The organism is Gilliamella sp. B2828, assembly GCF_026537125.1.
Lineage (GTDB): Bacteria > Pseudomonadota > Gammaproteobacteria > Enterobacterales > Orbaceae > Gilliamella.
In genome coordinates, this window is the sequence record NZ_JAFNMU010000011.1 from 23,756 (window position 1) to 45,560 (window position 21,805).

Below are 21,805 nucleotides of genomic sequence, written 5' to 3' on the forward strand. Positions count from 1 at the left end.
CTCAATTCTTCTTATAAAGCAATTGTACTACTTTATGAGTATCTAAAGTTTTATTCAGTATAAAGACCTTTAGCTTGTATAAAAGATGTGTCTATTGCATCAATGAAGATAATAACCAGTCAAAAATAGACAAAATGATGCTCCATGTTATAGCAGATATGGGATCTTATGATCCCATATTAACAATTGAATTACGAAAACGCTTAAGCGCAATAAGAAAGAACACACTACCAATAGCTAATAACCAAGCATAAGATGTCCAAACAACACTTAAACCCGCTCCACGATATAAAATTGCCTGCCCTAATTCAACAAAATGCGTTGTTGGTGCAAACAACATGATATTTTGGACTACTTCAGGCATACTTTCACGTGGTGTACTACCACCAGAAAGCATCTGTAAAGGTAGAAGAATCAAAATAAATAACATGGCAAATTGTGCTGTTGATTTGGCAACAGTCGCCATAAAGATTCCAAGTGACGTTGTCACGAATAAATGTAGAGCTGCCCCAATTAAAAACAAGGTAATCGAGCCTTCAATTGGAACATTTAGCCAACCATGAACAACAACTAAGAGTGCCCCCCATGTTGAAACAAGCACGACAAGTCCCATCGACCAAACTTTTGATATCATGATTTGAAGTGGTGTAACTGGCATTGAAAGCAAGTGATCGATAGTACCATGTTCACGTTCCTTCATTAAAGCTGCGCCAGTTAAAATAATCGACAACGTGGTCACAATATTGATGATTTCCATAACGGAACCAAACCAAGAACGGGTCAAGTTTGGATTAAATGCAGCATGAACTTCAATATTCACCGGCAAACTGGTGGGTTTATCGATTTGATTGAAATATTTTGTTATTTCGTTGGTCACAATTTGGGTAATATAACCATTCCCAACAAAAGCCTGCCCCATTCGTGTTGCATCAATATTAAGTTGAATTTCTGGACTTTGATTATTTAACACATCGCGTTGAAAGTTAGGTGGAATATTCAATGCAAAAGTATAACTATCGGTATCCATACCTCGATCAACTTCATCCATAGAGTTTAGTTTTACCGGTTGGTTAAACATGGGTGGATAAAACGCCGCAATAATTTGTCTGGATAATGGCGAATCATCTTCATCAACTACCGCAATCGACGCATGATGAAGCGAGTCTGAAGTTGCTGTTGCTGCAGTATAGATATCAAGCGTAAAACAGTAGGCAATTAACAGCAACATAATTGGATCACGAATCAATCCCCATAACTCTTTAATGCCTAAGCGATAAATATTAATAAAACTTTGCATAATATCTATCCTTCTTGTTTCTTGAGTAGGAATATACTTGCGCACAGTATAATCGGAATGGTGATCAGCAAGGCAAATATAGAGTTATGTAAATCAAAAAGTCCTAATGCTTTATTGAAAACCCCTCGAGCAATAATAAGCATATGGGTGGTTGGATAAACTTCACCAATATATCGTCCACTACCTTCTAAAGATGCAACCGGATTAAGTAAACCAGAAAATTGTATCGCAGGTAACATCGTACCAACACAGGTTAAAAAGATAACCGCAATTTGACTGCGTGTTACTGTCGAAGCAAGTAATCCAAAACCTGTTGCAATAATACAATAAGCTAATCCAGCCAAACACAAAGTCAACAAGCTGCCTTTAATTGGTACGCCAAATATTGTCACCGCCATAAGCAGCAATAATAAAAAGCTAAGCATCGAAATCACAATATATGGAACCTGCTTACCTAATAAAAATTCAGTTTTGGTAACAGGCGTAACATATAAGTTAATTATCGACCCCATCTCTTTTTCACGTACTACGGATAGTGCCGCTAACATCGATGGAATCATTAATAATAAAATAGGAATAACCGCCGGTACCATAGCTTGTAAACTTTTAATATCGGGATTATAACGATATCGAGTTTCAATATTTGCTAATGAACTCGATGCCGTTCCGGTGGTTGTTTTTATTTTGTCACTTAACCAAGCAAGATGCATTCCTTGTACATATCCTTTAATCGTATCGGCACGCAAAGGCATTGCACCATCAATCCATATTCCAATACTAACCGGATCACCACGTTGAATATCTCGACCAAAATTTGGTGGAATCTCAATAGCTAATGCTATCTCATTACTTCTCATCCTATGATCCATATCATCATAATCAAGGATTGGCGGTTTCTCGATAAAATAGCGCTTAGATCCAGAAAGATTGGTAATATAATTTTGACTGGTAATAGTTTGATCACGATCTAACACCGCAAAATTTAAATCTTCTACATCCATGGTGATACCATAGCCCATAACCAACATTAAGATAGCTGAACCTAAAAATGCTAACAAAGCTCGCAATGGATCGCGCGATAGCTCTAAAGTTTCACGCCACATACACCCAATCATCCGAGTTAAGCTAAATCCCTGTAGGTGAGCATCTTGCGTTGTATTAGCTTGTTTATTGGTTAAAGTTTTAGGCTCTTCACTTGCTTTTTCATCACTATGGGTATCATCTGCACCAGCATCAACTAAATAACGAATAAAAGCTTCTTCCAGCGTTTTAGCATTTTTGGAATGGATGATATTATCAGGAGTATCACTGGCTAATACTTTACCAGCATGCATGAGTGAAATCCTATCACAGCGTGCCGCCTCATTCATAAAATGGGTAGTAATAAATACCGTAACTTTATCTTTTCGGGAAAGTTCGATAATTAAACGCCAAAAGTCATCCCGAGCAATGGGATCAACCCCGGAAGTCGGTTCATCTAGGATAAGAATTTCAGGATTATGAACCACCGCAACAGATAAAGAAAGTCTTTGCTTAACCCCTAACGGTAGACTATCTGGTAAACTTTTTAATTCATTTTCCAAGCCAAAACGCTTAACTAACTCCTCAACTCTTGCTGGAATTTTGCTTTCTTCAATACCAAATAGACGGGCATGTAAAACTAAGTTTTGTTCAACCGTTAATTCACTGTAAAGCGAAAAAGCCTGAGACATATAACCTAAATGACGTCTAACATTAATATCACTTGCATCAACCGGTTTACCAAATAACCAAGCTTCACCTGATGATATTGGTAATAACCCTGTTAACATCTTCATCGTTGTGGATTTACCGCAACCATTCGATCCTAAAAAACCAAATATTTCGCCTTGTTTGATTGAAAAGTTAACATGGTCAACCGCAACAAAATCACCAAATTGCTTGGTTAAACCTTTTGCCTCAATCGCCACTTGTAAATCTTTATTTAAATCTAATGGGGGAATTTCAACCGATTCATAACCTTCTCTAGCATCTTCTGGCATCAATTGAATAAAGGCATCATCTAAATTATCTTTACCTGTTTTGGCTAATAATGCTTGAGGCGTGCCTGTTTCAAGAATCTTACCGCCATACATTGCAACCAGCCAATCAAAGTTTTGCGCTTCATCCATATAAGCGGTTGCAACAATCACGCTCATTTGTGGTCGTTGTTCACGAATTTTATTGATTAATTGCCAGAATTGCGCGCGAGAAAGAGGATCTACCCCTGTTGTTGGTTCATCAAGAATAAGTAAATCAGGATCATGAATCAAGGCAGAACATAAGCTGACTTTTTGTTTCATCCCTCCAGAAAGGCGACCTGCGGGTCTAGATAAAAAAGGATACAACCCAGTGCTTTTAGTTAACTCATCGATACGACGTCGCCTTTCAGCAGCATCGTTACCAAATAAACGAGCAAAAAATTGCAAATTTTCTTCGACTGAAAGTGTAGGATAAAGGTTTTTCCCTAATCCTTGTGGCATATAAGCAATACGGGTACAGACGTTTTTACGATGGGATTTATCTTTCATGTCACCATCTAAAACGTAAACTAATCCCTCTTGAATGACATGTGCGCCTGCTATTAATGATAATAAGCTAGATTTACCAACACCATCAGGACCAATCAGTCCCACCATACATCTAGGCGGGATGGCAATACTAACATCATTAAGCGCACACGTTTTTTTATAATGTAAGGTGACATGACTTACATTTACAACCGCATCATCAATGGCCTTACCTTCAGCAAGTAACGTCAAATCCTTTTTATTTGACTCTGACATATGCTATCTCCAATTATTTAGTTTGGCATTTTGCAACATCAGATAAACCTGAAGGCCACTCCGTATTAGGATCTAGTCTTACCCAAGCCACACCTGGAAGGCCGGTTTTAACATGAGTTATATAACATTTTAACAATTCTGGGCTTAATTGTGCTTTCACTCTGAACATGAGTTTTTGACGTTCATCTTTAGTTTCAACGGTTTTAGGCGTAAATTGCGCAACGCTTGAGACAAATGAAATTTTGGCTGAAATTGCTTTATTGGGTAAAGCATCAAGAACCAATCTTACTTCGTCACCAATACCCACTTTACCAGCAATCATTTCCGGTAAAAAGAAAGTTAAATACACATCTGACAGATTAACCAGATTTAACACCTTACCACCTGAAGGTAGAACTTCACCTGGTTGGGCAATACGATATTGAATACGTCCATCAACGGGTGCAGTTAATGTACTGTCATCAATATCCGCTTGAATTTGATTGATATTGGCTAGCGCTACATTTATAGCAGATTTAGCACTTTCCACACCAGCTTGCGCAGCTTCAATGGCCGCATCAGCAGCGGTAACTTGTGATTTAGCAGAGTCTAATGCTGCTTTTGCACTATTTACTTTAGCGGTGTCATCATCAAATTGTTGAACTGAAATAGCCCCTTTTTTATAAAGTGCTGCGGTGCGTTCTAAATGTTTATTGGCAATGTCTAAATCACTTTCTCTTTGAGTAACACCGGCTAAAGCCGCCACTTTGTCACTCATTTTTAAGGCAACTTGAGCTCTAGAAGTCGCTTCATTACTCATTGCTTGTCGATGTTGAGCTTGGGCTTCATTTAACTGAGCTTGTAACGTATCCGTTTGCATAATTACTAAAGGTTGACCCGCTGTAACAAAATCACCTTCATCAACATTGATTTTTTCAATTCTACCGGCTAACTTAGCAGAGATATTAATTTCAGTTGCTTCAATACGCCCATTACCACTCGTAAAATCTGACCCATAACCATCGCTTGCGAACTGTTGATACAAAATAAAACCAAATGCGACAAGGATAAGTATGATAATGATCCATTTCTTGCTAATTTTTTTCATGAATAATGCCTTATTTGTATATAATTAATTTTTTTATTAAGACTAAATGAATAATAAATTCTATAACCTCTATCCATATTGTTTAAATAATAACAAAAGTTTTTTATAAATAAAATAAACACAACAATTAACAGCAAAAAATGTTAAAAATTTGAATTTAAAATAGTATTTTAAATACCTTGATAGTCAAAGAATCATCTAAATGCTATTCTTATAATAATGTAAAAGGACATATTGACTATTTTTTAAAGGTGATTTTTATGACTCTTCCATCTTTTTTAACGATATATAATGAACTTATATCTACCCCAACAATTAGCAATGTTACTAATGAAAAATTAGATTATTCTAATAAGCTGCTCATCGACAAATTAGCGTCGTGGTTTTCAGATTTAGGCTTTAGTATCGATATACAACCCGTTCCAAATACTCGCAATAAATACAATTTGTTAGCAACATATTCCAATGATGAAAATAGGACTCAAGGTGGATTATTGCTCAGTGGGCATAGTGACACAGTCCCTTTCGATGAGGGTCAATGGACAAAAGATCCTTTCAAATTAACTGAAGAAAATAATAAGTTATATGGACTGGGTACCGCCGATATGAAAGGATTTTTTGCTTTTATTCTAGATGCTTTGCGAGATATTGATTTAAAAAAACTCACCAAACCAATTTATGTACTAGCTACCGCAGATGAAGAAACCTCAATGGCTGGTGCATCATTTTTTGCCAAACAAACGCAATTACAACCCGATTGCACAATCATTGGAGAACCTACATCGTTAATTCCTATACGAGCTCATAAAGGATTTATCTCCAATTCAATAAAAGTGATTGGAAAATCAGGTCACTCAAGTGATCCAGACAAAGGCATTAACGCTATCGAAATTATGCATTTGGTCATTGAACGTTTATTAATCCTTAAACAAAAATTTAAAGAACAATACCATAATGAAGGTTTTAGTGTACCCTATCCCACCCTTAACTTAGGTGTAATTCATGGCGGTGATGCAGCAAACCGTATATGTGGTTGTTGTGAATTAATTATTGATATAAGAGTATTACCGGATAATGATGTTGATTCACTTTATAATGCACTATGCCAAGCTTTAAAACCTGTTATGGATAAATACCCTAATCGTATTTCAGTACAATATGAAGTATCCCCCATTCCGGGATACGAATGTAAAAAAGACCATCCCGCATTGCAACACATTGAAAATTTAGTGGGTCATCAAGCACAAACTGTCAATTACAGTACTGAAGCGCCTTATTTAAATCAAATTGCACCAACCATAGTTTTAGGACCTGGCTCTATTGAACAAGCTCATCAACCAGACGAGTTTATTGCAATGGACTTTATAAAACCAACAAAATTAACGATAGAAAATTTGATCAAAGATTTTTGTCTTTAATCATATAAAAACGCCGACATCGTCGGCGAATGAAGTTACTTTAAATTAGGATAATTTGTCATCTTTATGGTTATTTCCCCATTGGCAAAGCCTATCTAAAATCGGTACCAAAGACTTATCTCGGTCTAATAACCCATATTCCACTTTAGGGGGAATTTGTGGATATTATTTCATGCCCCTTATATACCACTTCATCCAAAACCTCCCAATAAGATTTATTCATTTTATTCTTTAAAGAAAAATAAGACGGTATAGACTCCTCAATATTTTTTACAAAAATCGAGGATTTTTAAGATTAATGATTTTTACGAAAGAAGCTAACTCCTACAAAATAAGATCGGTTCACTTTACTATACTTGAAAAGTAGCAAAGTCAGTTGCGATTTCAGTAGGTGCAAAAATATTCCTAGCCTCATTGACTAATTTTGTTTTGTCATTCAAGGTATAGCGAGGACTAATATGCGTAATAATAAGACGCCTAACATGAGCTTGTTTGGCAATAGTTGCGGCGTGTACAGTTGTGGAATGTCCTCGCTCAAGCGCCTTTTCTTCAAGGGCTTGTTCTTGGGTTGCTTCATGAACTAATAAATCCACATCTTTGGCTAAGTCAATTGAGGCCTGACAAGGAATGGTATCGCCTAAAATGGCTAATTTTTTACCTTTTTTAATACGACCTTGATAGTCCTTACCATGAATGATCCTACCATCTTCTAACGTAACGGTTCGACCTTCTTTTAAATCGCCATAAAAAGAACCGATGTGAATGTTATCCTTTTTTAACTTATCAATGTCCAATGACGCTGGCAAATCTTTTTCAATAATTCGATACCCAAAACACGGGACACGATGCGCCAATAATTTGGCTTCAACGCGAAACTTATTATCCTCAAAAACCAAACCATCTTGCTCAAGTTCAATAATATTTAAAGGATAGGTCAGCCAAGAGTAACTAATATCAATAACAGTTTGAATAAATTGTTGAATGCCTTTTGGACCAACTAAGGTCAATGGCGATTGGTTTTGCATCAAAGAACGCGTTGTTAACACGCCAGGTAAACCAAAGAGATGATCACCATGTAAATGTGTTAAAAAGATCATCTCTAATTTAGCCAGACTAAATTTAGTCTTTTGCATTTGCATTTGAGTTGCTTCGCCGCAATCAAAAAGCCATAAACGCCCTCTTTCCTGCCGGAGATCGAGCATAATACTGCTAACATTGCGTTCAGCTGTTGGCACCCCAGCACTCGTTCCTAAAAAAGTTAATTTCATAAAAGATTAAACGTTTTTGCGCTCAATGGTTTGTTCACCCCAAAAGAGTTTGTCTGCTTTAGTTTTGGAAAAAGCGAGTTTTAAGACTTCATCGCTACCTTCTTCCCAAATTTGCTCAGCAAGTGTTTCATCATTTTTAGCTAATTCAAAAATAGCTTCAGCTATCTCAATGGAAGTTTCACGAATATTTGCCCAAGATCGAATGTCATGTATTTCTTTTTTGGTTGAATTCATTTTATTACTCCTCTTTTGGTTGATTAGGTGTAAAATAACCCCAAATTATGCAAATTACAATAGGTCCATCGTTTATGCTGACAATTATTTCTCCTTCCAAAACGCTTGATTATCAAAGCCCATTAATGACGCAAAAACATACTTTGCCACAATTTATTTCGAAATCGAAGGAACTTATTACAGACTGTAAAAAATTAACGATTGATGATTTAGCTAAATTGATGTCTATTAGTCCTAAATTAGCTGAGATCAACCATGAACGTTTTCAAAATTGGCAGATTGATTTTAATTTAAATAATGCTAGACAAGCTATATTAGCTTTTAAAGGCGATGTATATGAAGGGCTTAATGTAGAAGATTTTAATGATGACGATCTACAATTTGCTCAATCACATTTACGGATACTGTCTGGACTTTATGGTGTATTAAGACCTCTTGACCTAATACAACCTTATCGTTTAGAAATGGGCATTGGTTTGAAAAATGGCAATAACCGTAACCTTTATCAATTCTGGGGTGATCAACTAACCGATTATCTAAATAAGGAACTCAGTAAATCCACTAATCCCACCTTAATTAATTTAGCGTCGAATGAATATTTTAAAGCAATCAAATCTAAACAGTTGAAAGCAACAATTATACAACCAATTTTTTTAGATCAAAGCAAAGGCGAATACAAAGTAATTAGTTTTTATGCCAAAAAAGCTCGAGGGCTTATGAGCCGTTATATTATTAAAAATGGCATAGATAACAGTGATGATATTAAAGATTTTAATCTTTCGGGTTATCAATTTGACTCGAAACGGTCAACTGAATTAAATTGGTACTTTATTCGTAATCATCAATAAACTAATCTTTATGAATTTTTTGATAACGTTGTGGGCACAATTTTTATCTACTCTGCCCTTATTTATTTTAATATTGCTCGGATTTTTAGCTGTAAAATTAGGTCGATGGCAAAAAACTGTAACTGACAGTTTAACTAAATTTACTTTTTATATTGCATTTCCAATAATGTTATTTCAGATTATGAGTCACTTTTCTGAACAGTCGGAAATTGATATCAAACTGTTACTGGTATTTTTTGGTGGATCGTTTATTGTATTTGCTATTGGTTGCCTTATAGCATCGAACGTGTTCCAATTAAATGGTTCTCAGAGCACGTTATTTGCAATGGGAGGCATTTATACCAATACAGTATTTGTTGGTATTCCGATTATAAAAATGTTGCTCGGCGATCACGCAATTCCCATTGTCGCCATGATTGTTATATTTAATGCCTTAATTTTGTGGACATTGGCTACGGTATCAATTGAATTTGTACAAATGGGTAAACTTTCGGGCCGCAGTTTTATCAAAGCACTAAAAAATGTATCAAGAAATCCGATTATTATTGGAATTTTTACGGGAATTATCGTCAATTACCTGCGTTTACCAATTCCAAATTTTATCAATCAATCGACAAAAATGGTCAGTGATATGACTGCGCCACTATCACTTATTGTATTAGGAATGGGACTTGCGGAATATAAAATTCGAGATCAACTATTGATAACCGGTTCAATCTGTATATTAAAATTAGTCATTCTACCGATTGTGACCTATATTGTTGGCAAACTTTTAGGATTACCAACGTTAGAATTGCAAGTTGTAGTTCTATTAAGTTCAGTATCCATTGCCATCAATTGTTACATGATGGCCAGACAATTTGAGGTATTACAGGGTCCTATTGCTTCAAGTTTGCTTATATCAACGGCATTATCTTCTGTGACAACACCATTGATATTATCAATTATGACCCATTTATCTTAGTGATGAGAGCGAGTTTTAATTTGGTAGTGTAGTATTAATGCTAAAATAATCACTACACTACCGAATATAAAGCGCCCCCAATCGAGTGACTGATGCCAAATCACTACATTAACTAAAATGCCAGTTGGAATAATGACATTATTCATAATGGCTAATGTTCCAGAATCGACTTGGGTTGCACCGTAATTCCATAAAAAATAACACAATCCTGAAGCAATCACCCCAAGCCAAATAATAATTCCCCATTGTACATTAGTCGTGGGTAATTTCGATGCATCACCAAATAATAACCAACCTATTGTGGCAACAATGACTGCACCTAAATAGACCCATGCAAAAGCTTGATGTTGTGGTAATGGGTAAACTTCCATAATTCTTTTATAACCAACCTGCCCTAAAGCAAAAACAATATTAGCACCCTGAATCAATAAAAATCCAATGATGAAGTTTGTGCTGATATGGTCATAACGAATTATAGCCGCGCCAATTACGGCAAGCATAGCGGTAAAAAGATAACTGATCCTTAACGGATGGTGTTGCAATAAATCATAAATAACCGTGACATAAATTGGCGTGAAAATAGTAAAGAGTAACACTTCCGGGACTGAAATATATTGAAAGGAATTATAATAAAAAAAATACATGATACCTAATTGACAAGCACCAACGCCCATCAAAAGTAACATCGCTGGTAATTTAATGTTTTTGAAGCGTAAAAAAGGCACAAAAGTAACGAACGCAAGTAAAACACGCATCACTACTGCAAACCAAGTATCAACCTGACCACTTAAATACACAGCAATGAAACTAAACGAGAATGACCAAACTAAGGTCACAAAGATAAGATAAAACATAATTTAATGAGTTAAGTAGTAATAAATAGGCACGCATCGTAACAATTCAATTATCAGTTGTAAACCTTTTGCAATCTGAATTGATTACAATTGCATAAATTAAGTCATTACTTATCCATGGATTAAATGTTTTTTCAATATAAAAGTCTTTATCGTCTCCATGATTAAAGTTACCCTTCGGATCACCCAAATAATCTCAACCCAATTTAAGCAAACATGTATTATTTTTTTCTATTAATTAAAATGTAATACACTGAATTGATCGAGAGCACATCAATCAATTGGTGTTTCAGCTTTAAAAATGATTCATTGCTCATTACCTTTGTCTCTTATATTCAATATCTATTTTTGACCTTCATCAAACAAAAAAATGCCGGTTCTTTCATGGTCAATGAGAATTGGTTCCCTGTTTTTTGTCATCTAAGATCAAAGAAAGTAATTCATCACTCCGTGCTTGGACTTATTTTCAAAAAACTTCATACCTGCTACTGGCTTAATTTTGAATAAAAATACCTGAGCTCAAGTGTTATCAAAATAAGACATATAAAAACACTTAATTTTCATTCTATCCTTGTTCCAATCACATTCAATTGGATTGCCACTACATACTCAATAATCAACATCGAATCCGCTTATTCGGAATTTGATCGCAGTGCGACTCATTAAACGGTTAAATCTTTAAAATGTGTTACTCCATTAAACTTAATGTTGCTAATAGTAAAAAACACTGTAAAGACTGAAAAAGATTTCAGATATTGTGACTAACTGTGTGATATTGAAACAGAACGTTAAAAAAGTGATCATTTCACATAAATAAATACTTTGTACTCTATATATATGCAATCTTTAGACATCATAGCACCACAAATAACCCGTACTGATTAATAAATCAAAGATCCTAAAGAAAGCCATTTTATGGCATAATATGCGCCAAATCACATTTCAACGGTTTTGCTTAGATTGATAGTTATCTTTCGAGCAAAATGTATTTAAAGCGAGAGAAAATTTTAGTGTTAAGTACAAATAACATCACAATGCAATTTGGCAGTAAGCCTTTATTTGAAAACATTTCTGTTAAATTTGGTAATGGCAATCGTTATGGACTCATTGGCGCCAATGGTAGTGGTAAATCAACTTTTATGAAAATTCTCGGAGGCGACTTAGTGCCTTCATCGGGAAATATTGCATTAGATCCACATGAAAGATTAGGTAAATTACGCCAAGACCAATTTGCTTTTGAAGAATATACTGTTCTTGATACTGTGATTATGGGACACACAGAATTATGGCAAATCAAACAAGAACGAGATCGGATTTATGCGCTTTCGGAAATGAGCGAGGAGGATGGTTTTAAAGTTGCCGATCTAGAAACCCAATACGCCGAAATGGATGGTTACAGTGCCGAAGCTCGTGCGGGTGAATTATTGCTTGGTGTTGGTATTCCAATAGAACAACATTATGGATTAATGAGCGAAATCGCTCCCGGTTGGAAATTACGGGTACTTTTAGCCCAAGCGCTATTTTCTAATCCCGATATTTTATTATTAGATGAACCAACCAATAATTTAGATATTGATACCATACGTTGGTTAGAAGATACTTTAAATGAACGTGAAAGCACCATGATCATCATTTCGCATGACAGGCACTTTTTGAATATGGTTTGTACTCATATGGCGGATCTGGATTACGGAGAGTTGCGTATCTATCCGGGTAATTATGATGACTATATGACCGCGTCAACACAAGCCAGAGAGCGTTTATTAGCTGATAATGCGAAGAAAAAGGCCCAAATTAGTGAACTTCAATCATTTGTTAGCCGTTTCAGTGCAAATGCATCCAAATCAAAACAAGCGACTTCCCGGGCAAGACAGATTGAGAAAATCAAATTAGAAGAAGTGAAAGCATCGAGCCGACAAAATCCGTTTATTCGTTTTGAACAGGATAAAAAACTGTTTCGTAATGCTCTGGTCGTTGAAAATCTCACCAAAGGATTTGATAACGGACCTCTATTTAAAAACCTCAATTTAATGGTCGAAGTTGGTGAAAAAGTGGCTATTTTAGGTACCAATGGTATTGGTAAAACGACATTATTGAAAACCTTAATGGGCGAATTAGTCCAAGAACAAGGGGATATCAAATGGTCAGAAAATGCCAATATCGGGTATTATGCACAAGATCATGAGTATGAATTTGAAGAAGATCTAACTGTATTTGATTGGATGAGTCAATGGAAACAACCAAACGATGATGAACAAGCAGTGCGCAGCATTTTAGGTCGTTTATTATTTTCACAAGATGACATTAAAAAACAAGTTAAAGTCCTATCTGGTGGTGAAAAAGGACGAATGCTGTTTGGTAAATTAATGATGCAACGTCCAAACATTATCGTGATGGATGAACCAACCAACCATTTGGATATGGAGTCCATAGAATCGTTAAATATGGCATTAGAGCTTTATCAAGGAACGCTATTTTTTGTATCGCATGATCGTGAATTTGTTAGCTCACTTGCGACACGAATTGTCGAAATTACCCCTGAAAAAGTAAATGATTATACCGGTAATTATGAAGATTACTTGCGAAGTCAAGGGATTAATTAAAATCAGGTTTCGCCCCATAAAAATAGCCACTGATGTGGCTATTTTCTTATCAACCGTTTAGAGGTTAGAAATCTAATTCATCCCACCAAATATCAATTAATTCGCTGGTTTTAACGTTTTTTAGACCATGACCTTCAAGCCATTTAGTGACAACATCACGATTCTCTTCGGTACAATTACCCAATTTTTGCGTACAAATGATACCTTTCCAACTTAAATACCCACTTCCTTCATAAGCCAAACCATTTGCTTGTATTGCTTCAACGATAAATTGATCGACAACATTATCGATGGTTTCTTCACTGGTACCTTCGTCAAAAGACCAACTTACGGTAAAACCTAATTCTTTAAACTCTTCAATATGTAATTTTTTTCTTAAACGACGACTGCGATTAACCTTAGCCATAATAATATCCTTCTACTTTGAATAATTTAGTGAGTTTTAGAATATGTATGATGGTTAGATTGCTTCATACTATTCTGGTTATTTTTAGAAGTTCGAGTCTTATCAACACGTCTTCTTTTTTTTGGAGCACGCTTGGCTGTCGCTTTATTTACTGGCTCCGCTTTAATTCGAGGATCGACTTCAAATCCTTGAGTAAAAATTTCTGGAATCGTTTTTTTTATCAATTTTTCAATTGATTTTAATTGAGCAAGCTCATCAACACAAACGAATGATATCGCCTGTCCCTGATTTTGGGCTCGTCCGGTTCTACCAATACGATGCACATAATCTTCTGCCACTTGCGGTAGTTCATAATTGACAACGTAAGGTAATAGCTCAATATCTAAACCTCTGGCCGCAATATCGGTTGCCACCAAAGCTCTAATTTGACCATTTTTAAAATCCGCTAAGGCTTTAGTTCGAGCTCCTTGGCTTTTGTTACCATGAATCGCAGCTGCTTTAATGCCATCTTTGGTTAATTGATCGGCCAAATGATTGGCACCGTATTTGGTCCGAGTAAAAATAAGAACTTGTTGCCATTGATCTCGACCAATTATATAAGATAGCAATTCACGTTTACGACGCTTATCAACCCGATGCACATATTGAGTAATTTGCTCTGACGCACTATTGGTTTTCGCAACAGCAACAGATTCAGGTGCATTTAAAATGGTTTGCGCTAACGCTTTTATTTCATCGGAAAAAGTCGCCGAAAACATTAAATTTTGACGTTTCTTAGGCAATTTAGCAATCACGCGGCGAATATCATGAATAAAGCCCATGTCTAACATGCGATCCGCTTCGTCTAATACTAACATTTTAACCGATGATAGATCCACTGCGTTTTGATGAACCAAATCGAGTAAACGACCAGGAGTAGCAATTAAAATGTCCACGCCACCGCGCAATTTCATCATTTGAGGATTAATGCTTACCCCACCAAATACCACTAAAGAACGTATTGGTAAATATCGGCTATAATCACGAATATTTTCTCCTATTTGAGCTGCTAATTCGCGGGTTGGCGCTAAGATCAATGCATATAATGGACGTTTTCCTTTTTTAGGTTCAGATCTATTGCTTGTCTTCGCTTGTTGTTCAACTAATTTCTGCAAAATTGGTAAGCCAAAGCCAGCTGTCTTACCTGTCCCTGTTTGGGCACTGGCCATTAAATCTTTTCCTGATAAAATAATTGGGATGGCTTGTTGTTGAATGGGTGTCGGTTTGGTGTAGTTTTGCTCATGAATTGCTTCTAAAATCTTGGCATCTAAACCAAGAGAGTCAAATGACATGTATTGATTCCTAAAATAAACAAAAGATAAAATAAACATCCCTATTATAGAGCAATTTAATAATAATTGTCTGATTATTTAATGATGAGTATAAGTTTGAAAATAATGAGATACAGTAATCCTTTTTATCTACATTGATTTACCACATTTTTTGAACGTAACCAAGTTAATTCTTTTATTTAGGACAAATATTTGAACAAATTGATACAATACCAAATCTGAATTGCGTTAAATAGTATTTCTTAAACATCTTTTAGAATCCATCTCAGGTTTTTAATAATGAAAACTCAAAACCATATAAATAAACCGTACCGTTTTAAAGACTACTTAGCTTTAGTTATACCATTTATCATTTCAACCATCACTACCCCTTTACTAGGCGTGGTTGATACTGCGTTGGTCGGTCATCTACCCAATCCTGCTTTTATTGCAGGCATTGCCGTTGGCGCGGTGATCTTTAATACCATTTATTGGTTATTTGGTTTTTTACGTGTGAGTACCACCGGATTTGCGGCACAAGCATTAGAAGATCCCCTATTACTGCGTTCTTCGTTAATTCGCCCCCTGTTTATTGCGATTGTGTTAGGCATGTTATTTATTGTTTTTCGGCAATTTATTTTTGGTGCTTCAATGCAAATCATCAAGCCGAATGAAGAAGTTAGGCATTATGCAGATATCTATTTTTCGATATTAATTTGGGGCGCCCCGTTTGTACTGATTAATTATGTGCTGATTGGTTGGTTAATGGGGATGTCAAAAATAAAAGCCGTACTGTTTTTGCAAGTATTGATTAATTTACTCAATATTATTATGGCGGTAATTTTTGTTTGGGGCTTTCATTGGAATATTCAAGGCGTGGCATTTGCAACACTCAGTGCGCAAGTGATTTGTACGTTGTTAGGGATCGGGTTTATTGGTCGCTATTTACCCCAATCACAACAAAAAACGGATTTGAAATCGATCCTTTCTTGGCAGTCAATAAAAGGTGTGATATTTGTTAATACCAATTTAATGATTCGAACCATTTGCCTGCTAGTTGTGACCAATCATTTTATTTCGATTGGTTCAAGTTTTAGTACTGAAGTATTGGCGGCTAATGCGGTACTGTTTCAAATCCATTACTTAATGGCGTATTTATTTGATGGCTTTGCTAATGCGTCAAGTGTCTTTAGTGGTAAAGCTAAAGGCACGCAAAATAGGGCGTTATACCAACAAACCTTGCGTTGGTCACTGCAAGCGTGTGTGATTTGTCCGGTGATATTAATTGCCATCTGGTTTGCTTTTGATACCGCGATAATCCGATTATTAACCAATCAAAATGACATCATTAATCTTTGTCTACAATACCATTATTGGTTAGTTATTTTTCCGGTTGTGGTTGCTGGTGGATTGATCTATTACGGGGTGTTTTCAGGCATCAGTTATACATCTTCTATTCGTGATTCTATGATCCTTGCCCTTTTACTTTGGTTAATCGCTCAATCTATTTTTGTACCAATATGGGGCAATAACGGTTTGTGGTTTTCCTATATTTTATTTAGTTTAGGACGCACACTCTTTTTAGTGATTTGGATTAATCGATCGAAACAATATTTTATGCGTTGATTTAACTAAACCAGCAGTAAATGGATTTCATTCTATTTACTGTTTTTCAATATTGATTAACACATCTTATTCAATAATTCTTTTAGATATCACATTATAATTTAGGTCGTAATAAATATTCATCTCCTACAATATATCGGTCAGTAATTCGCCTGACGGATTCTGCTGCTACAAATATTGATCTCATTGCTAAATTCATTAATTCAATACAGCTCAAATCATTTGAAGAATAACGACTTTGAACATAATTTGGAAATTTTTCACAAGTTTCAATTAAGAGTTCATCATACTTGGTAGGTTTTATACTTATTAAATAATTTGCAGCATCAACTAAATTGTGACCACTATTTCTTATCTTTTTTTTAAAATCTTCTTTTTTCTGATTAAAATAGAAAAGTGCGCCTTTAAGGCTAAGTTCTGCAGCGAGATAAGCACTTTGAATAGAAGATGTATTATTAGGATTATGAATCAAAATACGACTTGTTGCAGAAAGTTGTTCGTGAGCATTTTGAAAACATGCTTCTGCTTCTTTATTAGTTCCTATCGTAAGAATTTCTTGAATACTATAAGCAAAATCCCAAAGATCACATGCACCAAAAAATGCTTTGTTAAATTGTTTTAGATGATGATGATACACATAGTTAAGTTCTTTTTCGGATATATCGATTGATTTTAAAGGGTCAATTGCATAGATGCCATAAACTAAGTTTATATTGACAAGATACATTCTATCTCTAACCGCAACGCCTGCTGAGATTAAAGGAGGGAATGAAAAGTTACCTGAAGGATATAACGATTTATAGATCAATTCAATTGAGGTAATTATATTATCATCTAAAGGGCTAGCTTTTATTTTATTTTATTTTATTTTCCTTCATCCATTCTACTGCTACACGCAAAATTCTTGCATGCAAAATCACACCATCGCCGATCAATTTATCATCTATTTTTCTTACAAATTCTTCATCAATCATTTTCATATAGAAACACCATTTATTACTAAAACTAATTTTCATTTTAGAGCATTAAATTACCTAAAAAAAATAATAACATATTAATTTATAAACACATATGGTAACCAATAAAAATTGATCAATATTTGAGAAAAGAAATATTCAATTTTTTATTCTCTAAACACTGCCAGTAAACTGGCAGTATCCAAATTGAAATAAAGTTTAGAACCGGTATGAAACACTTGCTTTAAAATTTCGGGCGAGTCCATAGGTGTTTTCGCCTAAATAAAGTCGATAATCTTTATTAAATAGATTATCAACGGTTAACTTAATTTCGGCTTTAGGCAGAAAAGTCGGTTGCCAACTCGCAAAAAGATTGTGTATTGAATACCCCGACGATCGCCCTAATCCATAAGCGCCCAGATCATTTAATCCGTCATGATTTCTATCTTCTAATCCTGTGCGATCTTGTTTGCGTACAAATTGGGCATTCCACCCGGCTCTGACATTCCATTTTGGAATTTTAATACCGGTTGTTAGTGTAGCGGTGCGTGGGGCAATTGTTGCCACATAAGTTTTGTTATGCATCCATGGTGCCTGTGGAGTTGAATCGCGTTCCCCTTTTTGAATAGAGTATGTGGCACTAGCAAACCAATATTTACTATCATAAAAAGCTTCTAATTCAAAACCTTGTATCACTAATTTCCCCGGCACATTGTGATAATTGGATTGACCAAGTGGACATAATTTATGAGGACCACAAATTGAACCATTAAAGCCACGGGTAACAAAAATTTCGTTTTTAACTTGCTGTCTAAATAAAGTATTCCTAATTTGTAGTTTATCGTTTTCTGAAAACAGACTACTGAAATCGAGTATATTACCCACTCGGATTGACAAGTTACGCTCTTTTTCTAAATTACGACTCGTTGCACTAATTTTACCCGAACCGCCATTTTTAGGTGTAAATTGTACCTCATAAGTCTCATCTATTGTCGGCGCTTGCCAAGCGTAACTCATATCACTAAAAAAACCGACATTTTGTGTTGTTTGCCAATAGGCTCCAAATCTTGGGGTCCAACCTGAATAATTTACAGGTGAATAGTCATGACCAAAACGCGGTTCTGGATCATTGTAAGCTGAGGCATAATTTTGCTTACCGTGATTACGAACATAATCATAACGAAGCGATGGTGTGAGAACAAAAGTATCAATTGAAAGCTCATCTTGTATATAAAAACCATAGTTTTGTTGTTTACCTGATGGCATATAAGCGGGTTGAAAATATCCATAGTTATAATTTGGTTTTTTAGCATAATTTTTGTAATACATTAACGTATCACGATCATGTAAATGTGCTTGCAATCCAATTTTTAATGCATTATCGATAGCACCGGTATTAAATAGATTCACATTTTCAAGATCGATAGTTTTGTCGGTATAACTCACCCAACTTTCATTACCCATTGTCCCTAACGAAGCCACCGGATTATATTTTTTAGGGCGGGTATCATGTTGTTTTGTTTTTGAATACGTGGCGTGTAACGTCAAATTGATTAGCGGATTATAAGTTGGCTGATAATTCCACTTAAATTGTGCAGATTCGTCTTGTTGATCACGTTTCACCAACTTTCGTAACCATGCAGCTTTATAACCATATTTTTTAATTTGATCGGATGTGGGTGGCGTCATTTTTTCGACATATTTTGCAGCCCATGGTTGCCATGAATCACGTTGAGATCGAATACCGGAAACTGTAAACGTGTGTTCTTCATTGGGTCTAAAATTTAACTTTCCCATATACGTATCCATATCGTCCTGAGAAAAAACAAATCTGGAGCCATCAGGTCGTTTGAAATTACCGCTATTTCGATTGGTATAATAAACCAGACCATCAAACCTATCATCTTGCGTTCGCCCATAAACGGCACTTGTCACCATATTTTGATGATTATTAGAATGAAAACTGTATTTTACCAAGGTACCTACATATTGGTCAGGATCAAGCAAATCTATTGCATCTTTAGTTTCCATTGTAACCACACCACCAAAACCGCCATTACCAAACTTTACATCATGCGGACCTTTATTCACTTCAACTTGTTTCAGCAATTCCGGCTCAACAAACACCGAACCTTGTTGATATTTTTGAAAGCCTTTTTGGGCACCATCGACAATAATTTTGACATCTTCAACCTTGCCAAATCCCCAAATATTCAAAGTTTGTCCACCTGGTCTTACCGAACCAGCAGAACTAACACCAGGTAATGTATTAAGTAATTCCGCTACATTATCGGCCTGTTTTTGTTCAATTAACCCTGAGGAGAGTGTAGAACGCCCAGCAATAACACTGTTCATCTTTTTCCGTTCATCTTGAGTAGTCGATCGAGCAAAAACGGTTATAACATCGTCAATATCATCATTCGAAGAGTCCGTTTTATTTAACTTAGATGAACGAGATTTATTGGTTACTTTTGATTGCTTTTCATCATTATCTGGCGTGAGATTCTCACCTATTAATGGTTCGGCGTGGAGGGAACAGCTCACAAAGAGTACGATTATACCTGCCTTTTTACATTTCATATTTAATTCCTTCCATAAAATTAATCAATATTTAGATGATAAATAATTATTAACTATTAACCACGCAATTAATAATGATAATTATTATCATTCAATAAGTTGGAAAGTATATTCGGTTTAGTGACAAATGAAAAGAAAAATATCGCTGTTTGAGCTTGTTAAATAAGTTATGATGGAGTTTTTGAATCCAGCGAAAAATGAATATTTTTATATCATTTCGACATATTAAGTAGTGAAGAATTCATTTAGTGCAAAAATAGAATCTGGCAAAGAAAATGAATAAAAGCACCCATTAAGTGCTTTTATTAAATTTAAATATTGCTACCACATGGTATTAATTAAAACATGGTATTAGAATTTGCAGCAGTTGAAGGAATATTTTGAATTACATCCCAATGTTCAACAATTTTACCGTCTTTGACGCGAAATATATCAAGTTCAGCTTTGCCAGGATCTTTTTCATCTTCTTTGATATGAACATGAAGCCAAACAAGATCTCCATCAACAGCTGTACGAATAATGCGTGCACTCGATTGCGGATGTTCGTTAAAAAATGAGGAAAAGTAAGCAATAAATGGGGCTCGACCATCTGGAACATAAGGATTGTGCTGTTTATAATCTTCAGGAAGAAGATTCATCGCTCCGTTAGTTTGATGTTTATTAAAAAAATCATTATAAAAATTAATGACCAATGTTCTGTTTTTTTCTTCTTGGACAATATCACGACTTGGTTTGTCAATGGCTATTGTAGTGCTTGATATAAATAATAATGATAATGCGATAATACCGTTTTTTACTATACTCATATCGACTCCTAAATAATTATTTAAACCAAAGAATTCGTGTGATTAATTGCTATTAGTCTATGATGTAGACTCATTAAATGGTAACAGTAAAATTGGACGAAAACAATAAATAACCATAGTGCAGCTATGGTCGATTTAATGTGACGCTTTAAATTATTAGGAGAAAATAGAGTTAAATAACCTAATGATTTAATCACATTCCAGTCCAATTTGATCATCCTTATCTGATTCGTAATGCGATCCTGAGAAGGTGGACCAATCAAGTTAAATAATCTAAAAAACATTTGATAACGAAACTATACGTTTTAATGTGTTACAGTGAAATTTGGTGGTATTTCTCAACAAATCTGCTTTCCTATATAAGACCTCCGGAAAAAATGGTTAGATTGTAAAAAGAGGGATGCCAAAGTTTCATCCGGTGTTGTGTATGCTTAATCAAATTTAGGACGATCCTGTTCAATACCAACCAATACGCTTATCCATAGAACTCATTATAAAGTTTTACCTTGTTAGAACAAAAGTAGATAAAAAGCTGTTTTTAAAAAATCATTTGGATAATCGGACAACCAAGCGGGCAAATTTTAACTTATTTACCTTACTTTCTCGCTAAAACTTTTTCCCTAATATGATAAAGCATTGTTTTCCCTCTCAGCAGGGCGTAATGAAACTATTAGAAGGGATATTTCTTTATTCTGATGTTGATAAACTACCTATTAACCATTGTTAATAATTCAACGAAGTTAT

At 35.2% G+C, this 21,805-nt stretch carries 18 protein-coding genes; 5 read left to right on the plus strand and 13 right to left on the minus strand.

Features of this window, described 5'->3' with window-relative positions:
• Positions 1-166: 166 nt before the first annotated feature.
• The 3 genes from J3U19_RS09430 to J3U19_RS09440 are packed head-to-tail and all read right to left on the minus strand — an operon-like array spanning position 167 to position 5,188.
• Positions 167-1,297, minus strand: coding sequence for an ABC transporter permease (locus J3U19_RS09430; RefSeq protein WP_267340884.1), 1,131 nt, complete (start codon positions 1,295-1,297; stop codon positions 167-169).
• 5 nt (positions 1,298-1,302) lie between these two features.
• Positions 1,303-4,101 carry a ribosome-associated ATPase/putative transporter RbbA gene (rbbA, locus tag J3U19_RS09435; RefSeq protein WP_267346139.1) on the minus strand — a complete coding sequence of 933 codons (2,799 nt, stop codon included), beginning with the start codon at positions 4,099-4,101 and terminating at the stop codon, positions 1,303-1,305.
• 13 nt (positions 4,102-4,114) lie between these two features.
• Positions 4,115-5,188, minus strand: a complete 1,074-nt coding sequence (locus tag J3U19_RS09440) for an HlyD family secretion protein (protein WP_267340886.1) — start codon at positions 5,186-5,188, stop codon at positions 4,115-4,117.
• A 254-nt stretch (positions 5,189-5,442) separates the two neighbouring features.
• Between J3U19_RS09440 and argE the strand changes: the two genes are divergently transcribed.
• Entirely contained in the window at positions 5,443-6,606 is a 1,164-nt protein-coding gene (gene argE, locus J3U19_RS09445; RefSeq protein WP_267346156.1) for an acetylornithine deacetylase, read from the plus strand.
• A 45-nt stretch (positions 6,607-6,651) separates the two neighbouring features.
• Here argE and J3U19_RS11590 read toward each other — a convergent pair whose 3' ends face one another.
• The 3 genes from J3U19_RS11590 to J3U19_RS09455 form a co-directional block, all read right to left on the minus strand.
• A complete protein-coding gene (locus tag J3U19_RS11590) occupies positions 6,652-6,762 on the minus strand; it encodes a winged helix-turn-helix transcriptional regulator (RefSeq protein ID WP_416380294.1) in 111 nt (36 codons plus the stop codon).
• Positions 6,763-6,956: 194 nt separating this feature from the next.
• Positions 6,957-7,874: a ribonuclease Z gene (rnz, locus tag J3U19_RS09450; protein WP_267340888.1), complete on the minus strand. Its 918-nt coding sequence runs from the start codon at positions 7,872-7,874 to the stop codon at positions 6,957-6,959.
• A gap of 6 nt (positions 7,875-7,880) precedes the next feature.
• Entirely contained in the window at positions 7,881-8,108 is a 228-nt protein-coding gene (locus tag J3U19_RS09455) for a YccJ family protein (protein ID WP_267340890.1), read from the minus strand.
• 74 nt (positions 8,109-8,182) lie between these two features.
• Here J3U19_RS09455 and yaaA point away from each other — a divergent pair, with 74 nt between their 5' ends.
• A complete protein-coding gene (gene yaaA / locus J3U19_RS09460; protein WP_267346140.1) occupies positions 8,183-8,956 on the plus strand; it encodes a peroxide stress protein YaaA in 774 nt (257 codons plus the stop codon).
• A gap of 19 nt (positions 8,957-8,975) precedes the next feature.
• Positions 8,976-9,920 carry an AEC family transporter gene (locus J3U19_RS09465; protein WP_267346141.1) on the plus strand — a complete coding sequence of 315 codons (945 nt, stop codon included), beginning with the start codon at positions 8,976-8,978 and terminating at the stop codon, positions 9,918-9,920.
• Here the strand turns inward: J3U19_RS09465 and J3U19_RS09470 are convergent.
• Positions 9,917-10,774, minus strand: coding sequence for a carboxylate/amino acid/amine transporter (locus J3U19_RS09470; protein ID WP_267340895.1), 858 nt, complete (start codon positions 10,772-10,774; stop codon positions 9,917-9,919). The genes J3U19_RS09465 and J3U19_RS09470 overlap by 4 nt on opposite strands.
• A gap of 1,010 nt (positions 10,775-11,784) precedes the next feature.
• Here J3U19_RS09470 and J3U19_RS09475 point away from each other — a divergent pair.
• Positions 11,785-13,377 (plus strand): ABC-F family ATPase, encoded by a 1,593-nt coding sequence (locus J3U19_RS09475; protein WP_267346142.1) that lies wholly within the window; start codon positions 11,785-11,787, stop codon positions 13,375-13,377.
• A 64-nt stretch (positions 13,378-13,441) separates the two neighbouring features.
• On the opposite strand, the gene J3U19_RS09480 is transcribed toward J3U19_RS09475, so the two are convergent.
• Together J3U19_RS09480 and rhlE are read right to left on the minus strand one after the other, a co-directional pair.
• The gene (locus tag J3U19_RS09480) at positions 13,442-13,783 is read right to left on the minus strand and encodes a YggL family protein (protein WP_267340899.1); all 342 of its coding nucleotides are present in this window, start codon (positions 13,781-13,783) and stop codon (positions 13,442-13,444) included.
• 26 nt (positions 13,784-13,809) lie between these two features.
• Complete coding sequence (rhlE, locus tag J3U19_RS09485; RefSeq protein ID WP_267340900.1) at positions 13,810-15,114, minus strand: ATP-dependent RNA helicase RhlE; 1,305 nt, start codon at positions 15,112-15,114, stop codon at positions 13,810-13,812.
• Positions 15,115-15,393: 279 nt separating this feature from the next.
• On the opposite strand from rhlE, the gene J3U19_RS09490 reads away from it, so the two are divergent.
• On the plus strand, positions 15,394-16,719 hold the full coding sequence (locus J3U19_RS09490) for an MATE family efflux transporter (protein ID WP_267346143.1): 1,326 nt from the start codon (positions 15,394-15,396) through the stop codon (positions 16,717-16,719).
• Positions 16,720-16,813: 94 nt separating this feature from the next.
• On the opposite strand, the gene J3U19_RS09495 is transcribed toward J3U19_RS09490, so the two are convergent.
• The 4 genes from J3U19_RS09495 to J3U19_RS09510 form a co-directional block, all read right to left on the minus strand.
• Positions 16,814-17,446 (minus strand): hypothetical protein, encoded by a 633-nt coding sequence (locus tag J3U19_RS09495; RefSeq protein ID WP_267340902.1) that lies wholly within the window; start codon positions 17,444-17,446, stop codon positions 16,814-16,816.
• 127 nt (positions 17,447-17,573) lie between these two features.
• Entirely contained in the window at positions 17,574-17,699 is a 126-nt protein-coding gene (locus J3U19_RS09500; protein WP_267340903.1) for a hypothetical protein, read from the minus strand.
• A 195-nt stretch (positions 17,700-17,894) separates the two neighbouring features.
• A complete protein-coding gene (locus J3U19_RS09505; RefSeq protein WP_267340905.1) occupies positions 17,895-20,255 on the minus strand; it encodes a TonB-dependent hemoglobin/transferrin/lactoferrin family receptor in 2,361 nt (786 codons plus the stop codon).
• 338 nt (positions 20,256-20,593) lie between these two features.
• On the minus strand, positions 20,594-21,061 hold the full coding sequence (locus J3U19_RS09510) for an ester cyclase (RefSeq protein ID WP_267340907.1): 468 nt from the start codon (positions 21,059-21,061) through the stop codon (positions 20,594-20,596).
• Positions 21,062-21,805 lie beyond the last annotated feature (744 nt).

Excerpts from the sequence above, each read along its gene's own strand:
- J3U19_RS09470 (WP_267340895.1), bottom strand. The coding sequence starts at position 10,774 with ATGTTTTATCTTATCTTTGTGACCTTAGTTTGGTCATTCTCGTTTAGT.
- yaaA (WP_267346140.1), top strand. The coding sequence starts at position 8,183 with ATGCTGACAATTATTTCTCCTTCCAAAACGCTTGATTATCAAAGCCCA.
- J3U19_RS09455 (WP_267340890.1), bottom strand. The coding sequence starts at position 8,108 with ATGAATTCAACCAAAAAAGAAATACATGACATTCGATCTTGGGCAAAT.
- J3U19_RS09495 (WP_267340902.1), bottom strand. The coding sequence starts at position 17,446 with ATGTATCTTGTCAATATAAACTTAGTTTATGGCATCTATGCAATTGAC.
- J3U19_RS09500 (WP_267340903.1), bottom strand. The coding sequence starts at position 17,699 with ATGAAAATGATTGATGAAGAATTTGTAAGAAAAATAGATGATAAATTG.
- J3U19_RS09430 (WP_267340884.1), bottom strand. The coding sequence starts at position 1,297 with ATGCAAAGTTTTATTAATATTTATCGCTTAGGCATTAAAGAGTTATGG.
- J3U19_RS09490 (WP_267346143.1), top strand. The coding sequence starts at position 15,394 with ATGAAAACTCAAAACCATATAAATAAACCGTACCGTTTTAAAGACTAC.
- rhlE (WP_267340900.1), bottom strand. The coding sequence starts at position 15,114 with ATGTCATTTGACTCTCTTGGTTTAGATGCCAAGATTTTAGAAGCAATT.
- J3U19_RS09510 (WP_267340907.1), bottom strand. The coding sequence starts at position 21,061 with ATGAGTATAGTAAAAAACGGTATTATCGCATTATCATTATTATTTATA.
- rbbA (WP_267346139.1), bottom strand. The coding sequence starts at position 4,101 with ATGTCAGAGTCAAATAAAAAGGATTTGACGTTACTTGCTGAAGGTAAG.
- J3U19_RS09480 (WP_267340899.1), bottom strand. The coding sequence starts at position 13,783 with ATGGCTAAGGTTAATCGCAGTCGTCGTTTAAGAAAAAAATTACATATT.
- J3U19_RS09440 (WP_267340886.1), bottom strand. The coding sequence starts at position 5,188 with ATGAAAAAAATTAGCAAGAAATGGATCATTATCATACTTATCCTTGTC.
- rnz (WP_267340888.1), bottom strand. The coding sequence starts at position 7,874 with ATGAAATTAACTTTTTTAGGAACGAGTGCTGGGGTGCCAACAGCTGAA.
- J3U19_RS09505 (WP_267340905.1), bottom strand. The coding sequence starts at position 20,255 with ATGAAATGTAAAAAGGCAGGTATAATCGTACTCTTTGTGAGCTGTTCC.